The 21,591-nt window shown below is 33.9% G+C and carries 18 protein-coding genes; all 18 read left to right on the top strand.

Features of this window, described 5'->3' with window-relative positions:
* Window positions 1-1,282: DUF4910 domain-containing protein (locus ACNI3T_RS01415; protein ID WP_418226310.1), on the top strand; the 1,282-nt coding region annotated here is incomplete at its 5' end.
* 143 nt (window positions 1,283-1,425) lie between these two features.
* Entirely contained in the window at window positions 1,426-2,880 is a 1,455-nt protein-coding gene (locus tag ACNI3T_RS01410) for a lipopolysaccharide biosynthesis protein (protein WP_418226309.1), read from the top strand.
* Window positions 2,881-3,031: 151 nt separating this feature from the next.
* Window positions 3,032-4,192: a glycosyltransferase family 4 protein gene (locus tag ACNI3T_RS01405; protein ID WP_418226308.1), complete on the top strand. Its 1,161-nt coding sequence runs from the start codon at window positions 3,032-3,034 to the stop codon at window positions 4,190-4,192.
* A gap of 4 nt (window positions 4,193-4,196) precedes the next feature.
* The gene (locus tag ACNI3T_RS01400; RefSeq protein ID WP_418226307.1) at window positions 4,197-5,063 is read left to right on the top strand and encodes a polysaccharide deacetylase family protein; all 867 of its coding nucleotides are present in this window, start codon (window positions 4,197-4,199) and stop codon (window positions 5,061-5,063) included.
* A gap of 91 nt (window positions 5,064-5,154) precedes the next feature.
* Window positions 5,155-6,051, top strand: a complete 897-nt coding sequence (locus ACNI3T_RS01395) for a GNAT family N-acetyltransferase (RefSeq protein ID WP_418226306.1) — start codon at window positions 5,155-5,157, stop codon at window positions 6,049-6,051.
* A 105-nt stretch (window positions 6,052-6,156) separates the two neighbouring features.
* Entirely contained in the window at window positions 6,157-7,236 is a 1,080-nt protein-coding gene (locus ACNI3T_RS01390; protein WP_418226305.1) for a glycosyltransferase, read from the top strand.
* A gap of 39 nt (window positions 7,237-7,275) precedes the next feature.
* On the top strand, window positions 7,276-8,388 hold the full coding sequence (locus ACNI3T_RS01385; RefSeq protein ID WP_418226304.1) for a glycosyltransferase: 1,113 nt from the start codon (window positions 7,276-7,278) through the stop codon (window positions 8,386-8,388).
* Between the two features lie 180 nt (window positions 8,389-8,568).
* Entirely contained in the window at window positions 8,569-9,510 is a 942-nt protein-coding gene (locus ACNI3T_RS01380; protein ID WP_418226303.1) for a GNAT family N-acetyltransferase, read from the top strand.
* Window positions 9,511-9,513: 3 nt separating this feature from the next.
* Window positions 9,514-10,734 (top strand): hypothetical protein, encoded by a 1,221-nt coding sequence (locus ACNI3T_RS01375; RefSeq protein ID WP_418226302.1) that lies wholly within the window; start codon window positions 9,514-9,516, stop codon window positions 10,732-10,734.
* A 28-nt stretch (window positions 10,735-10,762) separates the two neighbouring features.
* The gene (locus ACNI3T_RS01370) at window positions 10,763-11,608 is read left to right on the top strand and encodes a glycosyltransferase family 2 protein (RefSeq protein ID WP_418226301.1); all 846 of its coding nucleotides are present in this window, start codon (window positions 10,763-10,765) and stop codon (window positions 11,606-11,608) included.
* An 11-nt stretch (window positions 11,609-11,619) separates the two neighbouring features.
* Complete coding sequence (locus tag ACNI3T_RS01365) at window positions 11,620-12,579, top strand: polysaccharide deacetylase family protein (RefSeq protein WP_418226300.1); 960 nt, start codon at window positions 11,620-11,622, stop codon at window positions 12,577-12,579.
* A 165-nt stretch (window positions 12,580-12,744) separates the two neighbouring features.
* The gene (locus tag ACNI3T_RS01360; protein ID WP_418226299.1) at window positions 12,745-13,926 is read left to right on the top strand and encodes a glycosyltransferase family 4 protein; all 1,182 of its coding nucleotides are present in this window, start codon (window positions 12,745-12,747) and stop codon (window positions 13,924-13,926) included.
* 236 nt (window positions 13,927-14,162) lie between these two features.
* Entirely contained in the window at window positions 14,163-14,768 is a 606-nt protein-coding gene (locus ACNI3T_RS01355) for a sugar transferase (protein ID WP_418226298.1), read from the top strand.
* Window positions 14,768-15,376: an acetyltransferase gene (locus ACNI3T_RS01350; protein ID WP_418226297.1), complete on the top strand. Its 609-nt coding sequence runs from the start codon at window positions 14,768-14,770 to the stop codon at window positions 15,374-15,376. Before ACNI3T_RS01355 ends, ACNI3T_RS01350 begins: the two co-directional genes overlap by 1 nt.
* 1 nt (window position 15,377) lies before the next feature.
* On the top strand, window positions 15,378-16,523 hold the full coding sequence (locus tag ACNI3T_RS01345) for a DegT/DnrJ/EryC1/StrS family aminotransferase (RefSeq protein ID WP_418226296.1): 1,146 nt from the start codon (window positions 15,378-15,380) through the stop codon (window positions 16,521-16,523).
* A gap of 3 nt (window positions 16,524-16,526) precedes the next feature.
* On the top strand, window positions 16,527-18,500 hold the full coding sequence (locus ACNI3T_RS01340; protein WP_418226295.1) for a polysaccharide biosynthesis protein: 1,974 nt from the start codon (window positions 16,527-16,529) through the stop codon (window positions 18,498-18,500).
* On the top strand, window positions 18,500-19,270 hold the full coding sequence (locus ACNI3T_RS01335; RefSeq protein WP_418226294.1) for a polysaccharide biosynthesis/export family protein: 771 nt from the start codon (window positions 18,500-18,502) through the stop codon (window positions 19,268-19,270). Before ACNI3T_RS01340 ends, ACNI3T_RS01335 begins: the two co-directional genes overlap by 1 nt.
* A 2-nt stretch (window positions 19,271-19,272) precedes the next feature.
* The coding region (locus ACNI3T_RS01330; RefSeq protein ID WP_418226293.1) for a GumC family protein at window positions 19,273-21,591 on the top strand (2,319 nt) is incomplete at its 3' end.

Genomic DNA, 21,591 nt, shown 5'->3' with positions numbered 1-21,591 from the left:
GGAAGATAATATAGGACAAACCATGTACAGCTGGGCGACAGATTTGTTCCCAATAAATAGAAGTTTAACGGGTGAAGGAGTAAGAGAAACCTTAAGATACTTTAAAAATATAATTCCTGAACTTGAAATAAAGAATGTTCCTTCAGGTTATAAAGCTTTTGATTGGACAGTTCCTGAAGAGTGGGGAATTGAGGAAGCTTATATTGAAAATAAAGAGGGAGAGAAAATTGTTGATTTCAAGATGAACAATTTGCATGTAGTAGGATATTCTGAGCCAGTAGATGATTGGGTTAGTTTGGAAGAATTAAATGAACATCTCTATTCTCTTCCGGAACAACCGGATGTTATTCCATATGTAACTTCGTATTACAAAAAAAGATGGGGTTTCTGCTTATCAGAAAATCAAAGAAAAAAGTTACAGCCTGGAGATTATCATGTTGTCGTAAAATCTAAATTTAAAGACGGTGTTCTAAATTACGGGGAAATAATTTTACCAGGTAAATCTAAAAAGGAAGTGTTTCTGTCTTCATATGTATGTCATCCTTCAATGGCAAATAATGAACTTTCTGGTCCTGTGGTTACCATCGCGTTATGTGATTGGCTCAGGAAACTAAAAGACCGGGAATTTACTTATAGAATAGTATTAATACCTGAGACTATAGGTTCCATTGTATATCTTAGTAAGAACCTGAATGAAATGAAGAAAAAAGTTTTTGCAGGGTTCAATATTACTTGCATCGGTGATGACCGTTGTTATTCCTATTTACCATCAAGAACAGAAAATACATTGTCTGATAAAGTTGCTTTACACGTTTTAAATCATACAGATCCAAACTTTAAGCGATATAGCTGGTTAGATCGAGGTAGTGATGAAAGACAGTATTGTGCTCCAGGGGTTGATCTTCCAATGGCTACGATTATGAGGAGTAAGTATGGTGAATATACAGAATATCATACTTCTGATGATAATTTAGATTTAATTTCTCCTGATGGTCTTATGGGCGGATTTGAAGCAATTAAAAAAGCAATTACAGTATTAGAAAACAATAAATTCTTAAGAACTACGGTAAATTGTGAACCCCAACTTGGAAAGAGAGGATTATATCCTACCATAAGCGTTAAAGGTTCTGCCAATGAAGCTCGAAAAATGATGAATCTAATAAGCTATTGTGACGGAAAATTAAGTCTTTTGGAAATAGCTGATAAAATAAATCAACCTGTTTGGGACTTATATGGTTTGACTGAAAAGCTTATTGCGAACGATGTTTTAGAAGTAGTATAGTAATTTCATTTTCTTATTCATCTTTTTTGAACATGTCTAAATAAGATGGATATGTTTTCAATTTTACAACTATCGGAACTTAAATTTCTTTTCGTTATAAAACAATGAGCAAAAGCTTTTTAATTCATCTCACGCAATAATTTATGTCATTACAGAAAAAAGCTCTATCTGGTATAAGCTGGACATTTGTTGAACAATTCGGTAGCCAGGCAATTGGCTTTATTGTTCAAATTGTTTTGGCTAGATTAATTGCTCCAGAGGAATTTGGACTTTTAGGAATGATCTTAGTTTTTAATGCAGTAGGTAATTCATTGTCAGATTCGGGTATGAGTCAATCTTTGATTAGATCAGATAAGCCTGATGAAGAAGATTTTTCTACAGTATTCAGTATAAATTTTGCTGTCTCAGTATTTCTATATCTTTTATTCTATTTTACAGCTCCTTTTATTTCCGAATTTTATGATCAGCCTAGGCTAACAGATCTCATTCGAGTTTACAGTATAGTAATCGTTATAAACAGTTTATTTATTATTCAGAAAACGAGATTGACATATGAACTGAATTTCAAATATCAAATGAAGGCGCAGTTGCCCGCTCTATTTTTATCGGGATTAACTGGTATTGTATTAGCTTATTTAAATTTTGGAGTTTGGGCTTTGGTATATATGAGGGTAGTAACAGGAATTGCTCTTACGGTCATTTATTTTTTCCAAACTCGATGGATACCTACAATTAAAATTAATCGAGTTAAATTAAAGGAACATTTTGATTTTGGATATAAGGTTGCACTCTCAGGCATAATGAGTCGAGTAGTATCAAATATATATCCCATGATTATTGGTAAGTACTTTTCAGCAGCTATGGTTGGTTATTATACTCGAGCCTTAACTATGAAAGACTTCCCGGAAATCACCATTTCCAATACTTTAGACAAAGTTGTTTATCCCTTATTTGCAAGAATAAAGAATGATAATATACAACTAAAAAACGCCTACCAAAAAATTCAAATTCTTTCATTGTTTGTTTTAAGTTCGGTAATGCTACTCCTTATTATTACTGCTGAACCTTTATTTGGACTTTTACTCGGTGAAGAATGGTTGCCGGCAGTTCCATATTTTCAAATATTATGCATAATGGGTGTGTTTTACCCTATCAACAAGTACAATTCTAACATTCTAAAAGTAAAAGGTAGAACAGATCTTTATTTGAAAATGACTGTGTGGAGTAACATTCTACTGATTATAGGCATAGCTTTAACCGTCAAATTCGGTATCATTCCATTAATATTATCACAAGTAGTTGTAAGTTTAATTAGAACCTTGATTAATATTTATTATGCCAACAAGTTTATTGATTATCCTTTACATGAGCAGTTTGTAGATGTCTTTAAAACGACGCTCCCTGGAATAATTTCATTTGCTTTAGTATTCGCATTTATATATTTCAACTCAACTTTAGATGAATCTTTATATGTAATTCAGTTGATTGCATATGGGGCATCCTTCAGTTTGATACTTATGCTAATTCATATTCTATTTAAAACTAGATCTTTAAAAGAAATAATGAGTATTTATAAATTAGTGCGACAAAAAAGCTGATTTTGATGATGTTAATAATAGAAACCAATTGATGGTAGATATTCAAATTCAACTTTAGACTGATTTTTTATTCTCAGGATGCAGCTGAACCTGGATTGCTGCATTTCGAATTAATAATAAAATTTTTTTTAGCAATTATACTTTTAATAATATGAGCAATTATAAGAAGAAAGTGATTTTCATCATAGATACCCTACAGGGTTCCGGTGCCGAAAGAAGCTTGGTTCAAATCGCCAGACATTTTAAAACATATATTCCAATTTTCGTTCATATTTACAAAGGAGATATGCTGAAACCCCAACTGAATGATGCTGGAATTAAAGTATATTCACTGAACATCGAAGGCAAATATGGTTTTAACGATGCCGTAAACCAATTAATACCTATATACAATAATGAAAAACCAGACCTGGTTCATTCTACACTATATAGAGCAGATATGATTGCCAGACGTCTTAAAAAAAAGTTTCCGGAAATTCCGCTAATAGGTAGTTTCGTAAATAACTCATATACTCCATTAAGATATAATGATCAAAGTTTAATTATGAAAATTAAACTTTGGCTAGCGTATCAAATGGATAAGAAATCTGCTAGATTAGTCGACTTCTTTATTTCCAATTCTGAAACTATTAAACATTCTGAAGGAGGTGCTTTAGGAGTACCATCATCAAAAATTGAAGTTATATACAGAGGTCGGGATTTTGCTGAGTATAATGCTGTAGATTCTTCATCTATAGATAAAATAAGAACTACACTGAATCTCGATGGCAAGAATGTACTAATTAATGTAAGTAGATTGATCCAGCGAAAAGCTCATTTGGATATCATAAATGCAATGCCAAATGTTATTCAGCAATATCCTGAAACAGTTTTACTAATTGCGGGCCATGGTGATTATCGAGAAATTCTCAAAAAAAGAGCTACAGAACTCAATATTGAAAGACATGTTAAATTACTGGGTTCTAGAAGAGATATTCCTGAATTACTAAGTTTATCTAAATTATTTATTTATCCATCCTATGCTGAAGGATTACCTGGCGCTTTAATTGAAGGAATGATGGCAGGAAAATTAATAATCGCGTCCAATATAGGAGAGAATCTCGAATGTGTGAATGAAGAAAGTGCTTTGATTTTCGAAAAGGGAAACGTTGGAGAATTATCGGCTAGGATAGCTTACGCATTGAAAAATTTCGATAGCTTGAATCATTTAGGTGAAAATGCGCAAAATCAAGCACAGGAAAAATTTGAAATTCAAAGTATTGCAGATCAGTATGAAGATTTATACGATGAGGTAAAAGCTAGAGTAAATTGAGATTATGCGAAATTTAATTTATAAAACACTTAATTTAATTTCTCCTGTCTTCAATATTGTTTTAAAACACAGATTAAGAGTTTTGGCTTATCACGATATCGTAGATCCTATAAATTTTGAAAAACAGATAAAGTGGCTTAAAGCAAACTACAATCTGATAGATTTACCTACATTGAAAGAGTACCTCTTCCAAAGCAAATCTTTGCCGGCAAAATCTTTATTAATCACGTTTGATGATGGAGATCGATCGGTTTTTGAACATGCTCTACCGATTTTTAGAAAATATCAGGTTCCAGCCTGTCTTTTTGTAATAACAGATCTTATTGATTCAAAAAAAGATTTCTGGTGGGATACGATTAAAAAGAATGAAGCTAAAAGTGGACTCTCCAATGCGGAGATAATGAAAATTATAAACATAAACAAAGGGAGTTCTAACAAGGATAGGCTAGATTTTTTAAAAAAATATCCAGTTACTCAAAATCATCAATTATCTACCGTAGAAGTTAAAGAACTCATTTTATCTGGAGTGTATATTGGAAATCATTCCCATACACATCCTATGTTCGATAAACTGGAGAAAGATGAACTGCTCGAGGAATTACAAAATGTTCACAGCTTTTTTGATATGAATAGAATAGGTGATTATAGTGTATTTGCATATCCTAATGGTAATTTTAGTGAAGATACTGAAAAGCTGCTCATGGAAAATAATATAAAAATAGCATTCTTGTTTGATCACAAAATAAATGAAAGAACCATAAATCCATTAAGAATCTCGCGTATTGCCGTAGATTCAGACAATAGTATGTCTGAATTTAAAAGCAAAGTTTCTGGCTTGCATTCAACCATCACAAAGATGAAAAAGGGATGATGTTTTGTGTATGAATAATCCTCAATAAATTTCAGCTTTCATTGCGTAATTATAGTAATAATACCAATTTAAAGATAATAAATTCACACAGATGTTAAATTTTAGAAAGGTTAACTATGATGAGGATCTGGACGAAATAATAAAACTGATTCAGGCGAATTTGGATTCCTCGTTTACTCCAGAACTCTTTATTTGGAAACATTTAGAAAACCCATTTGGCAAATCTTATGGGCTCTTAGCTACCCACGAAAAAAAAATTGTTGGGCTTAGAATGTTTATGTTCTGGAATTTTTATAATGGTAATAGTAAGAATATTATTAAAGCAGTTAGGCCTGTAGATACAGTAGTTGATCATAGTTATAGAGGAAAAGGACTTTTTAAGAAATTGACTTTAACAGGTTTGGAAGAATGTAAGGATGAGTATGATCTAATATTTAATACCCCTAATGAAAATAGCCTTCCAGGTTATATAAAAATGGGTTGGAAGAAAATTGAAGCTGTAAGACATTTTAAAATAGCCTTGTCAAATCCTCTTATGCGCACAGTGCCGTTTGATGACTTAGATTCGAATATGATAGCTAATATTTACGCTACTAATCATAAGAGCCACAATACTGTTTCAAATGGTATGATTGTCACTAAAAAAACCTTGGAATATTTTAAATGGCGATATAGAAGTAATAAGTATCGTATAGCATATTTCAATTCTGAAGGTGTTTATATTGCCTACAATATCAATAGCCGATATTTGATCATAAATGAAATTTTTGGTGAATTGAGCAATACATCTTTTCGCTTACTGAACTCCCTCGCTATCAAAAATGGTAAAAAACTGCTTTATTTTTATAATCAATCGACTATGAAAAAATTAAAAATTCCTATATCTCTAAATAGGAGTAAACCAGTTGTAGTATCAAAGCAAGCAAATGCTATATCAGGAATGGAAACTATAGATTTTTCACTTGCAGACCTTGAATCTGTATTTTAATCTAGTTAAAAGCTAAATAACCTGAAGTACATTCGATAAAATAATTTTTGTAGCAGATATGTAAGTTAAATTATCTGAATCAAGTATTACCCTAATAATCATACATTGAAAATTTTACAACTTATAAACAAGCATCAGAATAGAGGTGCAGAAACTTTTGCCTGTCAATTATCTGAACATCTAGAAAAATTGGGGCATGAAATATTAATGGTTGCTATTTTTGATGGAGATGCTACTCTTCCATTCAATGGAGATATCCAATGTTTGAATGCTAATTCTTCTAAACGATTTATCGATTTAAAGGCGTGGAAATACCTAGCTAAAATAATTAAGGATTTTCGACCGGATATAGTGCAAGCAAATGCTGGCGATACCCTAAAATACGCGGTATTCTCACAACTTATTTATAGGTGGGAAGTTCCAATTTTATTTCGAAATGCAAGCGAGATCGGCCGTTATCTTAATTCTATATTTCAAAAAAAATATAACAACTTCCTTTATAGAAATGTAGATTTTGTCGCATCTGTTTCAGAAGTTTCAGAAAAAGATATATTAAAACACTTTCCTTTTCTCAAAGGTAAAACAAAAGTTATCCCTATTGGTCTTAATGAAATAGTTGTAAGCAATAGAAAAAGATTTGAACCATCTAATATTGCTCATATTGTTCACGTTGGCGGTTTTAGCTTCGAGAAAAATCACATTGGTTTATTGAGAATTCTGAAAATATTAATAAGGGAGAATAATAAAGTTCATCTTCATCTTGTGGGAGATGGCCCTATGAAAGAGGAAATAGAATTAGAGGTTAAAAATGAAAATTTGCAATCCTACGTATCATTCTATGGCTTCGTCAACAATCCACTTTCATATATAGATGCTGCAGATGTACTAGTGTTACCTAGTATTATTGAAGGTCTACCAGGAGTTCTCCTTGAAGCGATGTATTGCAAAATACCGGTGATCGCTTATAATGTGGGAGGTATCGCTGAAATTATAAATTACAGTACTGGAATCATTGTCCAAAAAAACGAAGAAATGGAGTTTGCTCAAGCTATTTTACGTTCAGTTGAAAAGCCTGATGAAAAGATAATTTTAAATGCCTATGAAATGGTTATGAAGAATTATTTGAATAAAGAGATCGCGTTAAAATTCGTTAATTTCTATAGAAAAATTGTCGAAGAAATGTAATAGGTTAATTTTGCTAGTAATATTCTCAAAAGTATTGTTATGAATAGGATAAAAATCCTCCATATTATTAAATCATTAGGTAGAGGAGGTGCAGAGGTTTTACTGCCAGAAACTTTGAAACTACACGATCAAACTAGGTTTGAATTCCACTATATTTATTTTCTGCCATGGAAAGATCAAATGGTGCAAGCTTTGAAAGATGCAAACGGGAAAGTTACTTGCATTGAAGCTACTAATAATTTAAAAATTTTAGGAAAATCCAGCGAGGTTATTGATTATTGCAGAAGCAATTCAATCGAAATTATACATTGTCATTTACCATGGTCTGGATTTCTAGGTAGAATAGTAGCTAGAAGAACGAGTATACCAGTTATTTATACAGAACATAATATTCAGGAACGTTATCATATTGCCACAAAAACTTTAAATAAAATTAGTTTTAATTATCAGAACCTGGCAATAGGAGTATCTGAAGATGCTACTCAGTCTATTATTAATAATATTAAACCTGAAATACCGGTAGAAACAGTTTTAAATGGTGTAAATACAGATTATTTCAAGAAAAGTATTAAAGAAGGAAATAGTATTAGATCTAAATACGGTATACCAGAAAATGCATGTGTGATTGGGAATATTGCAGTGTTCCGTGCTCAAAAGGCCATTCCAGATTGGTTGAAGGCATTTAAAGAAGTAAATAGAAATCACCCGGAAGTATACGGACTTCTAGTTGGTGCAGGTCCTAAAGAGAAGGAAATTAAATCTTTAGTTAAAGAATTTAATCTGGAAGACCGTCTTATTCTGCCAGGCTTGCAAACAGATACGTTAGCCTATTTCTCGGCTATAGATATTTTTATGATGAGCTCTGAGTTTGAGGGTTTACCTATAGCACTTTTAGAAGCGATGAGTATGGAATGTGCAGTAGTATCTACCAAAGCTGGTGGCGTAGTTGAAGTAATTCAGGAAGAAGAAAATGGTTTGCTGTGTGCAGTGGGAGACTATAACTGTTTAGCGCAAAAAACTTCAGCATTAATTGCCAATCCCAAAAAGAGGATGAAATTACAAATCGCCGCAAGATCGCGTACAATAAATAACTTCAGTCTCAAAAGAATGGTAACCGAACTGGAAAAAATTTATGTTGATTATCATAAGTAGATAGGACTCACGTAAAATCATTAAATCATCTCTCCAGCTAAATATGAACGATAACATTTTCCTGCCAATTTTTCGGTAGGATAACCGGAAAGTACACTTTAGTATTTTGTTTATTTAGTCAAATTACCAAACGATTATTGTAAAATTATTAGAATTAAAATTTCCTATTCGTACGATAACATGAATATAAAAGAGGCAACCAAAAAAGATATCCCGGAAATTGTAAGCGTTTTAAAAGCAAGTCTAGGTGAAAAGCATTTAATTTTATCTGAAGATATTTGGCGTTTCAAGCACCTAGATAATCCTTTTGGAGAATCTATAACACTTCTAGCAGTAGAGAATAACAAAATAGTAGGGGTACGGGCTTTCATGAAATGGCAGTGGGCGCAATCAAAAAAAATTTATTCTGCTTTAAGAGCAGTAGATACCGCTACGCATCCTGAGCATCAGGGAAAGGGAATTTTTAAAAAGCTTACTTTAGCTGCTGTAGAGGTGGCAACAAATGCTGGTGATAATTTCATCTTTAATACCCCTAACGATTTGAGCCGGCCCGGATATTTAAAAATGGGTTGGCAACCGGTTGGAAAGATCAGTGTTGGTGTTAAACCTTCTTTCAGCTTTTTAAAATTTAAAAAGATTCCGGACTATTATAGTATTCAAAAAAATGTAACAACCTTCGAGATAAATTGTTTATGTGACAAATGGAACGAGATACTCTCCATGAGTAATTCATACTTTACTCCAAAATCAGCAGAATTTCTAAGCTGGCGATATGAAAATAATCCTTTGCAGGAGTACAAGGTAATATGTGAAGATTCATATTATATAGCGGGCTATATTAAAAAGAGAGGGAATTTGAAGGAGTTAAGGATAGCGGAATTTATATTCGATGAGAAAATGGTAACTTCAAAAGACCTTAGACGTATTATCAGTAAATTTCAGAAAAATTTATCCACACATTTGATTAGTTTCTCTCCTGAGCTTCTAAAACTACGCGGTAAGAAAGGTAATTTTGGCCCTCTTTTGGTTCTGAATGAGCTGAATTTGAGTTCTCATGAAAAAACTGATTTAATTGATATTTCTAACTGGAAAAACAGTATTGGTGATCTCGAACTATTCTAAAATATGATAGGAGTATTTTTTCTAATAATTTTGTTTGCTGGCTTAAATCAGATTCTATTTGGTTTTTATTATAAAAGACATTCCTTTTTTAATAAGAAGATGCTGAATCTTCTTTATTTGTATCACACCTTGTTTTTTGGTGTTTATTTATGGTATGCTTATAATAATCCATCAGACTCCAAAGGCTACTATAATTTTTACACGAAATTTCCTGGACTATCATGGTTTGATACATTCGGAACAGATACCAGTTTTATTAACTTTTTAGGTTATCCATTCCATTCTATAGGCTTCTCCTATGAAATGGTTATGGTTACATTTTCATGGTTCGGTTTTGTTGGTTTCATTTATTCCTATTTATTTTTCAGAGAAAAAATTCCTATCAAAGTAAAGATCCTGAAAAATTTTGATTTACTAACTCTTTTACTTTTTCTGCCGAATATGCACTTTTGGACGGCTTCGCTTGGAAAGGGAGCTCCAATTTTTATGGGTGTAATGATGTTTGCTTATTCAATTTTACAACCAAAAGCTCGGCTATTCACTTTAATTTTAAGCTCCTTCCTAGTTTTTTATATACGACCGCATGTATTTTTATTTTTGGCCGTAGGTGCTGTGGTTGGGTATATTTCTGGTAAAGAAAAAATATCTTTTGCTAACAAGGCTCTAGTTGTTGTGGGTATGTTAGGTGGAGTGTTATTAGTACAGGATCAAATTTTAGCTGTAGTAGACTTAGAAGGTTCAGAGAATTTAGTGGAGGATTTCAATAGCTTTACCGATGTAAGATCTGGAGACCTAAGTAGAAAAGCTGGTTCAGGAGTAGATATGTCATCTTATAGTTTACCTTTTAAATTGTTCACCTTCTGGTTTCGTCCGCTTTTTGTTGATGCTCCAAATGTTTTGGGACTTATCATCTCTTTCGAGAATTTATTGTATCTCTACTTATTTTTGAAACTTATGAGAAAAGATTTTTACAAATTCATAAAACGCTCACCTTCTTTCGTTAAAATGAGTCTGGTTATTTTCTTATTAACTTCATTTGCAATGACTTTCGTAATGTCGAACCTTGGAATTATCATGCGGCAAAAGCAAATGGTGATGTACTTTATATTTTTCGTTGTTTATTATTATTTAGCAGAGAAAAAATATTTAAGTTATAAGAAGATGCAGATCATGAAATTGAAAAATATGGAAGAGAAAACTAGGAATGAGGTTCAAGTTTTATAAAAATGTTTCCGATATCTAATTATTAAAAATGACAAAGAAAATTGGTGTAGTCATTCTCACTTACAATCGTATAAATCTTCTTGAAATATGTGTATCTAAAGTTCTAAATCAAACGTATGGTGATTCTGAGATTCTAATTGTTGACAATAATTCGGAGGATGGTACCAGAGACTATTTGGAATCTTTAGAGGGTATCGATAAGTTATACCTATCAGAAAACTTAGGGCCTGCTGGCGGATTTTATGAGGGTATAAAACATTTTGCGGAGAACACTAACGTGGACTACGTTTGGCTTATGGATGATGACTTTTTTCCTCATAAGTCGTGTTTGGAAGAGTTAGTAATGAATACTAATGAGGAAACAATGGTTTTTCCTTACGTAAGAGAGAAGAATTTTGCAAGTAGAAGAAGCCCTGGTTGGTGGGGTGTATTGATTCCATTAAGAATAGTTGAGACAGTTGGATACCCAAGGGCAGACCTCTTCTTTTGGTCTGAGGATACAGAATACTTGCAAGCGAGAATTATCCAGAAGTATAAGTATCAACAGAAGTGGATTTCATCGGCTAAAGGTGTTCATTTTACTGTAAGGGAAACTAATTATAGGAAACCTTGGAGATATTATTATGAAATAAGAAATAGTATTTATTCACGTCTGTATATAAAAGAAATTACATTTCTGCGTATTTATAAGCTCTTCAGAACGTGGTTTAAGTTACTATTCAATATTCTATTGAAAGAAAATGGTAAAGCTCAAAAATTAAAGTGGTTCTTCAAGGGTACTTTTGACGGAATATTCAAAAATTTAGGAAAACGAAAAGAGTTACATAACTTACAAACTTTAAATACAAAAAATAAGTTGCGTAACTTCAATTAATTGGAAATAAAATGAGATTAAATAATGGGTATCTAATTATATCCTTGGATTTTGAATTGCTTTGGGGAGTTTTTGATGTTTTGGATTACCAAAAGAAAAGACAATATTTCAAAAATACAAGATTAGCTATCCCTGAAACAGTCAAATTATTCGAAAAATTCCAGATTCATGCCACATGGGCGACCGTTGGAATGTTATTCAACGAAAATTGGGACGAGTGGAAAGAAAATATTCCTGAATCAATACCCGAATATTCTAATCTAGATTTAAACGCATATAAATTTGGAAAGAGTATTATTTCATCTAATACAGAAGAACTTTGTTTTGCACCAAAATTAATTAGGCAAATCTCGCAAGTAAAAGGACAGGAAATTGGCACTCATACCTATTCGCATTATTACTGTGGAGAGGAAGGTCAGGATGCTTTTCATTTTGAACAAGATCTTCTAAAAGCTGTTGATGTCGCTCAAAAATTCGACCTTAATCTAAAGTCTTTGGTTTTCCCTCGCAATCAATTTAAAGAAGATTATTTGACCATATGCTTTGATGCGGGAATTCAGAACGTTCGTTCTAATCCCGATGCTTGGTATTGGAAGAATGTACAGTCAGATTCCCTCATGACAAAATTGACCCGTACTGGAGATGCATATTTGCCACTTGGAAGCAAAGGGTATTCTATACGTAGTATAGAGAAACATTCAAATATGCCAGCAAGGCAAAAATCAAGCAGATTTTTGAGACCAGTAGAAAATAATTTTTTGCGTAATTATAAACTGATTCGTATTAAAAATGAGATGGAACTAGCTGCAAAAAACAATCAAATATATCATCTCTGGTGGCATCCTCACAATTTTGGGGAAAAACCAATTGAAAGTTTGAAAGATCTTCAAATTCTACTGGAACATTTTGAAACACTACGGAACAAATACAATCTTCAATCCGCTAATATGGTTGAAATGGGCAATTTGTGAACCAAGCATTTTTAGTTATGAAATCATCAAATTTATTTCATTGTATTTGATAAATGCATTCAGTTTATGAATAATGCTCCCTCATTAATTCTTTTAAGTTTGCGGAACCATTTATTCATCCAAATATATTAAACTTAATAAACCTTCTATTTTATTATTCCCTAGATGAAAAAGCTAATACGCGTTACGACCATCCCACTCTCCATGAATCTTCTCCTGCATGGACAACTATCTTTTCTAAATCAATACTATTCTGTTTTGGCGGTATCTGGTGAAGATAAAAATATGCGTATAGTTCGTAAAAGAGAAAAAGTCAGGACTTCAAATGTAGAGATGGAACGGGGTATAAATATTATTAGAGATTTGAAGTCGTTCTGGGGCCTATACCTCATCTTTAAAATAGAAAAGCCCTTGATAGTTCATTCTATTACTCCAAAAGCTGGTTTATTGAGTATGGCTGCTGCATATTTTGCGAATGTGCCTATACGTATGCATACCTTTACTGGGCTAATTTTTCCAACTAAAACAGGTGTGCTAAAGAAATTACTGATTTCGATGGATAAAGCTCTATGTTATTTTGCAACTAATGTTTACCCTGAAGGGCAGGGTGTGAAAGAAGACCTTCTTCGATATGAAATTACTAAAAAACCGTTAAAAGTTCTTGCCAATGGAAATATTAATGGTATTAATACGTCTTATTTTAGCAAGTATGCAGTTGCCAATTCTGTGAAATCTGAACTTATCCAAAATCTAAATATTGGTAGTTCAGATTTTGTCTTTGTTTTTGTAGGAAGATTGGTTAAAGATAAAGGTATAAATGAACTAATTTATGCTTTCATGAAATTGCTCAATAGTAATGACCGTGAAATGTTTTATTCCAAAGGCAGTTTAAAACTTTTGTTAGTGGGGCCGCTCGAACCAGACTTAGATCCTTTAAAAGACGATGTAGTCAAGGAGATAGAAAACAATCCTAATATTATTAGTGTCGGATTTCAGGAGGATATCAGACCATTTTTGGCAATTAGCGATACTCTGGCATTTCCTAGTTATCGCGAGGGTTTTCCGAACGTAGTTATGCAGGCTGGATCTATGGGAATACCTTCTATCGTAACGAATATAAACGGTTCCAATGAAATTATCAAACATGATCAGAATGGAATTATTATACCAGTTCGTGATCATATAGCTCTGTTTCAAGCGATGAAAAATATGATTTTGCAATCAGAGAAAAGAGAAGGAATGGCTAGTAGAGCACGTTTACAAATTCAGGTTAAATATGAAAGAGAGATTGTGTGGAACGCACTTAAGGACGAATATGAGCTCTTAGAGAAGGTGCTTCAGAAGTAGAGCTTTTATCGTTCAGGACGGAATAATTTATAAATTAATAGGCTATAAAGCTTTTTTAGTACAGTCACATATATCATCATCATTAGTATATGGAACCGCTAATCATATTTCAATTAAATTATGCAAAGCGATTTTATAGTAGTTGAAAGTTTTGTTAAAAGAATACAAAGAGTTAGAAAGCTCTCTGAAACATGATTAAATTCGCGCCCTAGCTGAAGTATGTCTGAATTAACTGAATGTATAGAAATTTAATTAAACCAATCTTTGATTTTTTAGCTGCTGTTATAGCGCTGGTACTTCTAAGTCCGGTTTTAATTGTCGTCACTATATTATTATATCGGGCAAACAACGGCAAGCCATTTTTTTATCAGGCAAGACCTGGTAGAAATGGGGATATTTTCAGAATAGTGAAGTATAAAACCATGACTGATGAAACGGATCCAACGGGTAACTTGTTACCGGATTCTGAACGATTAACCAAAATTGGTAGTTTTGTTCGAAAGACTTCAATTGATGAAATACCACAATTGTTCAATGTTCTGAAAGGTGACATGAGTATTGTTGGTCCACGACCATTACTTCCTCAGTATCTAGAGCTATATAATACTGAACAACTGAAACGGCATGAAGTTAAACCGGGAATTACAGGTTGGGCGCAGGTAAACGGGAGGAATGCAATAAGCTGGCTCAAAAAATTCGAATATGATGTGTGGTACGTAGAGAAGCAGTCATTTTTTCTTGATCTTCAGATATTATTCAGAACTATCAAAAAAGTTGTAATTTCTGAAGGAATAAATGCGGATAACATGGCTACCACAGAACCTTTTAACGGTAACAATTAATGATTTTATTTGGGGCAAGCGGACATGCCAAAGTAATTCTTGATATTATCAATTCAGGAACTGGTGATACCGTAGATTATATATTAGATGATAATTCTGAAATATTTGATTTAGGTGGTTTTCAGGTCGATCATGCAGTTGATAGGAACATCCTTCAGACGAACAATACAATTGTTGCTATCGGAGATAATAAGATTCGCAAAAATATTTGTTTAAAATATAATATTAAGCTGCATCACGCATTGATTCACAAAACTGCAACCGTTTCAAAAGCCGCGATTGTGTCTAAAGGGTCTGTTGTTATGGCTGGAGCTATTATAAATCACTCGGCGAAAATAGGCGAAAACAGCATTATTAATTCGAATGCTATCATTGAACATGATGTAAGCATCGCTAAATTTGCACATATTTCTCCAGGTGCAATTGTGACTGGAGCGGTGAATATTGGAGAAGGTTCTCATATTGGAGCTGGAGCTTCAATTATTCCAGGGGTAAAAATCGGCAAATGGGTTACAATTGGTGCTGGCGCGGTTATATTGAAGGATGTTCCAGATTATGCCGTGGTTGTTGGGAGTCCAGGCCGAATAATTAAATACAATAAGAATTAATATGGCAAATGATAAGATCTGGTTATCCTCCCCGCATATGGGTGGTAATGAGTTAAAATATATTCACGATGCATTCGATGAGAACTGGATAGCACCATTGGGTCCTAACGTTACTGGTTTCGAAAGTGATATTAAAAAATATCTTGGTGGCAATGTTGAAGTTGCTGCATTAAGTTCTGGTACGGCTGCATTGCACCTGGCCTTAATTATGCTTGGTGTTTCGAATGGAGATGAAGTGATATGTCAAAGCATGACCTTTGCGGCTTCTGCCAATCCTATAAAGTACATGGGTGCCACTCCGATATTTGTTGATAGTGAATCTGAAACTTTGAATATCTGTCCTGATCAGTTAGAGATTGCTATAGAGGATAGAATAAAAAAAGGCAAAAAGCCGAAAGTAATTATTGCTGTTCACTTATATGGAATGCCATACCAGGTGGATCGAATTAATACCATTGCAGATAAATATAACATTCCAGTTATTGAAGATGCGGCAGAAGCTCTTGGGAGTACATACCGTGGTGAGAATTGTGGCACCTTCGGCGAATTGGCTATTTTGTCATTTAACGGTAATAAGATCATCACAACGTCTGGTGGTGGCGCCTTGGTTACTAAGACTGAGAAAATGAAGCAAAAAGCCGTTTTTCTCGCAACTCAGGCGAGGGATGACGCTCCGCATTACCAGCATAGCGAAATTGGTTACAATTATAGATTGAGTAATATTTCCGCAGGAATTGGTCGTGGACAAATGGAGGTTTTGGATGAAAGAGTAAGTGCAAGACGTGAAATGTTTGAATTTTATGTAAATTTATTCCGGGATGTTGAAGGTGTCAGGTTGTTTTCTGAACCATCTACAGATTATTTCAGTAATCATTGGTTAAGCGTTTTAACTATTGATAGTGAGATTACTGGGTTCTCTAGAGAAGACTTAAGAGAATCACTAGCTGCTTTAAATATTGAATGTCGACCGCTTTGGAAGCCTATGCACATGCAACCTGTTTTTGAGGATAGTCCGTTTTACGGCACGGGAGTTGCTGAAACCATGTTCGACCATGGACTCTGTTTGCCAAGTGGTAGCAATCTGTCGGATAATGATAGGTCCAGAATCAGTAACGCAATTAAAAGTCATTTGAAAAAAGACCAATAGACTATGGGGAGCATAAGAAAAGCCCTTTCTAACATAATATCAGGTCCTGATAATTCTTTGGATATCCGTAATCTCAGATATCTTCCTAGATGGGCAATTTTGATGATCGATTTAGGTCTGGTTACTATCTCAACGATTTTAACCATATTTATCCTTTTAGATCTATCTCCTTTTCAGTATACATTATTAAATTTTTATGAGAAAGCACTTCTGGTGATCACCATGAACGTCGGTTTCTTCTTTGTTTTTAAAACTTATGCCGGAATTATAAGATATTCATCAAATGTGGATGCTTTGAAATTGCTACTTTCCACTTGTAGTGCTTTCATCGGTTTGGTTGTAATTAATTATGCATCTTACTTTTTAATAGGTCAGAAAATCTTTTTAATTGGGGGACTACTGATCAATTTATGGATATCATTTTCGCTATTATTCCTTTTCAGACTTAGTGTCAAGCAATTCTATGAATATTTTAAAATTCTTCAGAAAAATGAGTCTCTCATTAATGCTGTTATCTTAGGGGTTGATGAAAATGCGATCTCTATAGCAGGTGCGCTTGAAATTGAACATCCCCGTCGATTCCGAATTGTGGGATTTCTAACACAGGATTCGCACAAAAGGCTTAGAGTTTTGGATAAGCCGGTCTTAAAGCATACCCAGAAAATTCATGAAGAACTCAAGACCCTTGGTGCCGAGGCGATCATATTTTCTGAACACACTCTTTCTTCTGAAGAAAAATTTAAAATGGTAGAGGAGTGTTTGGAACATGATATTGCAATTTATAATGCTCCCCTAGTTTCCACGTGGGGCGGGGAGCCGATAGCCAATAAGGTTAAAACATTGCAGATTGAAGATCTGCTGGATAGAGAACCTATTAATCTTGAAACTCAGAATAAAATTGAGCAACTAACCAACAGAACAATCCTGGTTACTGGTGCAGCAGGTTCTATTGGTAGCGAGATCGTTAGACAGGTTGCTAAGTATGACCCAAAACGATTGATAATATTAGATCAGGCAGAAACACCTCTACATAACTTACAATTAGAAGTGGAATCCAAGTTTCCTGACCTGAACTTCAAAGTGATTGTTTGCGATGTAGGGAATCAGAAGAGATTGGAACTTATGTTCCAGAATCAGGACATTGATGTGGTTTATCATGCAGCAGCATATAAACATGTCCCGTTGATGGAAAGTAATCCGCATGAAGCCGTTTTCGTTAATATCCATGGAACTAAAAATCTTGCAGATCTGGCAGTGAAGTACAATGTAGGACACTTCGTTATGGTTTCAACAGATAAAGCGGTTAATCCGAGTAATGTAATGGGAGCCTCTAAGAGAGCGGCTGAAATGTATGTTCAATCTTTATTTCATAACCAAATTAAAACGGGTATAGGAACTACGAAGTTTATAACCACACGTTTCGGAAATGTTTTAGGTTCCAATGGTTCGGTAGTACCGCTTTTCAAGAAACAAATAGAGAAAGGCGGACCTGTAACTATTACTCATCCTGATATCATTCGATATTTTATGACCATTCCTGAAGCTTGCCAGTTAGTCCTGGAAGCGGGAGCCATGGGTAAAGGGGGCGAAATATTCGTTTTTGATATGGGTGAACCAGTAAAAATTATGGACTTGGCTATCAAGATGATAAAACTTGCAGGCTACCAACCTAATAAGCATATAAAGATTAGAATTACTGGACTAAGACCAGGTGAGAAATTATACGAAGAATTGCTTAATGATGAATGCAAAACCCTTCCAACGCATCATAAGAAAATTATGATTGGTCAGGAGGTGGTAAGAAATTATGAAGGTATCAATGCGAATATTATCAAAATAATAAAATCTGCCACCAAGTTGAAAAATGACAAGGTAGTCGCTAAACTGAAAGAATTGATACCAGAATTCAAGAGCAATAATTCATCTTACGAAAAATTGGATAATAAAAATCAAACCAAAAAATCAGAAATTAATTGATGAAGAAATTTTTAATAATGGCATTTATTTCTAATTGCCTTTTTAGCTGTGCTACTAAAGATCAAGTGGTTTATTTTAACGAAGGCAAGGGAGATCTCGATGGCAAAGAGTTTTTAATGAACTATGAGCCTCAAATCAAAAAGAACGACGTCTTAAGAATTAATGTTTCATCAAACTCTATTAATGAGGAAATTGTGGCGCCCTTCCAAATGAGGACGGGTTCACAACAGTCAGGCGGTGGTGGTCAGTCACTTTCGCTTACTGGATATCTTGTAAGTCCAGAAGGATATATTAATTTTCCTGTTTTAGGCAAGGTAATGGTTGAAGGATTGACTCGAACTGAAGTACAAGATAAATTGGAAGAGGAAATCGAGTTTTATCTTAAAAATCCAATTGTGGACGTTAGAATAGTAAATTTCAGCGTGACGGTTTTAGGTGAGGTAGGCTCTCCTGGAAGAGTCCAAATTACAGATGGTAGAGTATCATTACCTGAATTGATTGCAATGTCTGGGGATATAACCTATAATGGTAGAAGAGAAAACATACTTATTGTAAGACAACAAGATGGGTTACGTAAAATAGGGGTAATAGATATGACATCAACAGATTTTTTTGATAGTGAATTCTTCTATTTAAAACAGAATGATTTAGTATATGTAGAGCCTACGTATAGAGCTGTAAAATCCGCCGGATTTTTTACAAGTTATCAAGGTATTATAAGTCTTGGAACAACTATTATAAGTTTATATCTTCTAATTAACAGTTTATAGGAATGGATGAAATCCAGGATTTTTCAGAGGAAAATATTGAATCAAATTTTGATCTAAAAGCGGAACTTTTTAAGTATCTGGCATATTGGAAGTGGATATTGTTCGGCTTACTTGTTGGTGGTTTGCTTGCATATCTATATAATCGCTATACTATCCCTAAGTATAGGACAAGTGCAACAATGATGATGGTAGATGAAGAAGAAAAGAATGCCATGAGTGCGCTACCATCGGGAGGGGCAACAATTTTATCCCTTGGAGAACAAAATTTACAGAGTCATGTCGAAAAGTTAAAATCTAAACAACTTGTATCAAGGGTAATTTCTGAATTAAGTTTGAACAAGTCTTATTTTATTGAAGGCAATGTAATTAGTGTAGAAGCTTACAAGTCCAGTCCTCTTTACCTGGAATTTATATCTCCAGATTCTATAGTCAATAACAGTAGACTGGATCTGATAATTACACCGATATCAGATACTAAATATTCATTAAGTTCGACTGGAACGGATTATCAGGACGAGTTCCTGATAGGGGAGATTGTAAGTTTTGAAGATTTAAAATTTGTGGTTTTACCTCATTCCCAGAATGTCGAGGGGAGTTTTAAAAATTCAAAAACGGTGAATTTTGTTTTAGAGCCTATACAAGAGACAACCAATCGCTACATTGAAAATCTGGGAATTGCACCAAAAGGGAAAGCAACTGATATTTTAGAACTTTCTTTCATAAACGAATCTAGTACGAAATCTAAGGACTTCCTTAACACTTTGATGGAACGCTTTAATGAAGAGGGAGTTGAGAATAAGCAAGAGGTAGCAGCAAACACTACATCATTTATCCAGGAAAGACTGGAAATGATAACCACCGAATTAGATTCAGTAGAAGTTGGAATAGCCGAGTTCAAACGTGAAAATCAAATCATGAGTGTCGAAAGTGGGGCTGCTGAGTTTCAATCTAAATTTTCGGTTGCTGAACAAAACATTTTTGACACACAAACTCAATTAGAATTATTGAACTCTTTAGAATCCGTTCTTAAGAACCAAGCGCAATTTGAATTACTTCCTGAGGTTGGTGTGAACGATAGTGGTATTGCAGGTCTTATTAGATCATATAATGCTTTAGTAATGGAGCGGAAAATGTATTTAGAGAGTGACGGAACGATTAATAATCCGGTAGTTAAAGCTTTGTCTGAACAGCTTGTAGGATTACGTAATAACTTATACGATAATATAGAAAGTACTCGACAGTCCTTGAATATACGATTAGGTGAATTGGATTCTCGTGAAAATACTGCACAAGGTAAATTTAGTACTTTTCCAGGGCTGGAAAAAGGGATGAGGAATATTGAGAGACAGCAGCAAATTAAAGAGCAATTATATCTGTTTCTATTACAAAGACGTGAAGAAGCAGCGATTTCTTATGCAGCAACTGCCTCTGTATCTAGGGTTGTTGATTCAGCTTATACTATCAATGACCCAGTCGATCCCGAACCATGGATAATTCTTGTCGGAGGTTTTTTAATTGGTGCTATTATTCCTTTAATAGTAATATTTATCAAAAACTTTCTCGATACTAAGATCCATCATAAAGGTGATTTATCTTCACTATTAAAAAGTGTGCCTTTTGTAGGGGAAGTTCCGAAAATCGATTCCGGAGAGGATGATGTAATCCACCTTAATGATAGATCTCCTCTAGCAGAGTCTTTTAGAATTTTGAGAACTAACCTTGCTTATTTGATACAGAATAAAGACAAAGAAATTGGTAATACGATCTTTGTGACATCTACGGTGAAGGGGGAAGGAAAAACTTTTATAGCTTATAATCTTGCAAGAACATTATCAAGTACTAGTAAGAAGGTTTTGCTGATAGGTGCAGATATAAGAAATCCTAAACTCCATAGATACTCAAACGAGACGAATGGCGTAAAGGAGAAAGGCCTATCAGACTATCTATATGATTACGAGGTTACATCACTAGATATTACCTCTCATACCATGGAAAACGAAATAGGATTAGATGTTATACTCTCAGGACCGATACCTCCAAATCCAGCCGAATTATTGATGAGCGACAGAATGGAAAATCTTATACAGGAGTCTAAGACTAAATATGATTATATTATCGTAGATACTGCTCCAGCAATGATTGTTACTGATACTCTACTTATAAGCCAATTAGCGGATTATACTCTATATGTTACAAGAGCAGATTATACTGAGAAAAATTTACTAGAGTTTCCTAAGGATTTGAAGAAACAGGGCAAGCTCAAAGGTCTAGCTGTTATATTAAATGATGTAGATTATTCAAAATTTAGCTACGGAGCTCAA

Origin of the sequence: Christiangramia qingdaonensis (assembly GCF_048381525.1) — a bacterium.
Taxonomy (GTDB): Bacteria; Bacteroidota; Bacteroidia; order Flavobacteriales; family Flavobacteriaceae; genus Christiangramia.
This window is presented reverse-complemented; position numbering and strand designations above follow the sequence as displayed.

Bases quoted from the DNA above. Each gene is read 5' to 3' on its own strand.
- ACNI3T_RS01405 (WP_418226308.1), top strand. From the start codon at position 3,032: ATGAGCAATTATAAGAAGAAAGTGATTTTCATCATAGATACCCTACAG.
- ACNI3T_RS01365 (WP_418226300.1), top strand. From the start codon at position 11,620: ATGAGATTAAATAATGGGTATCTAATTATATCCTTGGATTTTGAATTG.
- ACNI3T_RS01395 (WP_418226306.1), top strand. From the start codon at position 5,155: ATGTTAAATTTTAGAAAGGTTAACTATGATGAGGATCTGGACGAAATA.
- ACNI3T_RS01380 (WP_418226303.1), top strand. From the start codon at position 8,569: ATGAATATAAAAGAGGCAACCAAAAAAGATATCCCGGAAATTGTAAGC.
- ACNI3T_RS01370 (WP_418226301.1), top strand. From the start codon at position 10,763: ATGACAAAGAAAATTGGTGTAGTCATTCTCACTTACAATCGTATAAAT.
- ACNI3T_RS01355 (WP_418226298.1), top strand. From the start codon at position 14,163: ATGTATAGAAATTTAATTAAACCAATCTTTGATTTTTTAGCTGCTGTT.
- ACNI3T_RS01400 (WP_418226307.1), top strand. From the start codon at position 4,197: ATGCGAAATTTAATTTATAAAACACTTAATTTAATTTCTCCTGTCTTC.
- ACNI3T_RS01385 (WP_418226304.1), top strand. From the start codon at position 7,276: ATGAATAGGATAAAAATCCTCCATATTATTAAATCATTAGGTAGAGGA.
- ACNI3T_RS01360 (WP_418226299.1), top strand. From the start codon at position 12,745: ATGAAAAAGCTAATACGCGTTACGACCATCCCACTCTCCATGAATCTT.
- ACNI3T_RS01375 (WP_418226302.1), top strand. From the start codon at position 9,514: ATGATAGGAGTATTTTTTCTAATAATTTTGTTTGCTGGCTTAAATCAG.
- ACNI3T_RS01410 (WP_418226309.1), top strand. From the start codon at position 1,426: ATGTCATTACAGAAAAAAGCTCTATCTGGTATAAGCTGGACATTTGTT.
- ACNI3T_RS01345 (WP_418226296.1), top strand. From the start codon at position 15,378: ATGGCAAATGATAAGATCTGGTTATCCTCCCCGCATATGGGTGGTAAT.
- ACNI3T_RS01335 (WP_418226294.1), top strand. From the start codon at position 18,500: ATGAAGAAATTTTTAATAATGGCATTTATTTCTAATTGCCTTTTTAGC.
- ACNI3T_RS01350 (WP_418226297.1), top strand. From the start codon at position 14,768: ATGATTTTATTTGGGGCAAGCGGACATGCCAAAGTAATTCTTGATATT.
- ACNI3T_RS01340 (WP_418226295.1), top strand. From the start codon at position 16,527: ATGGGGAGCATAAGAAAAGCCCTTTCTAACATAATATCAGGTCCTGAT.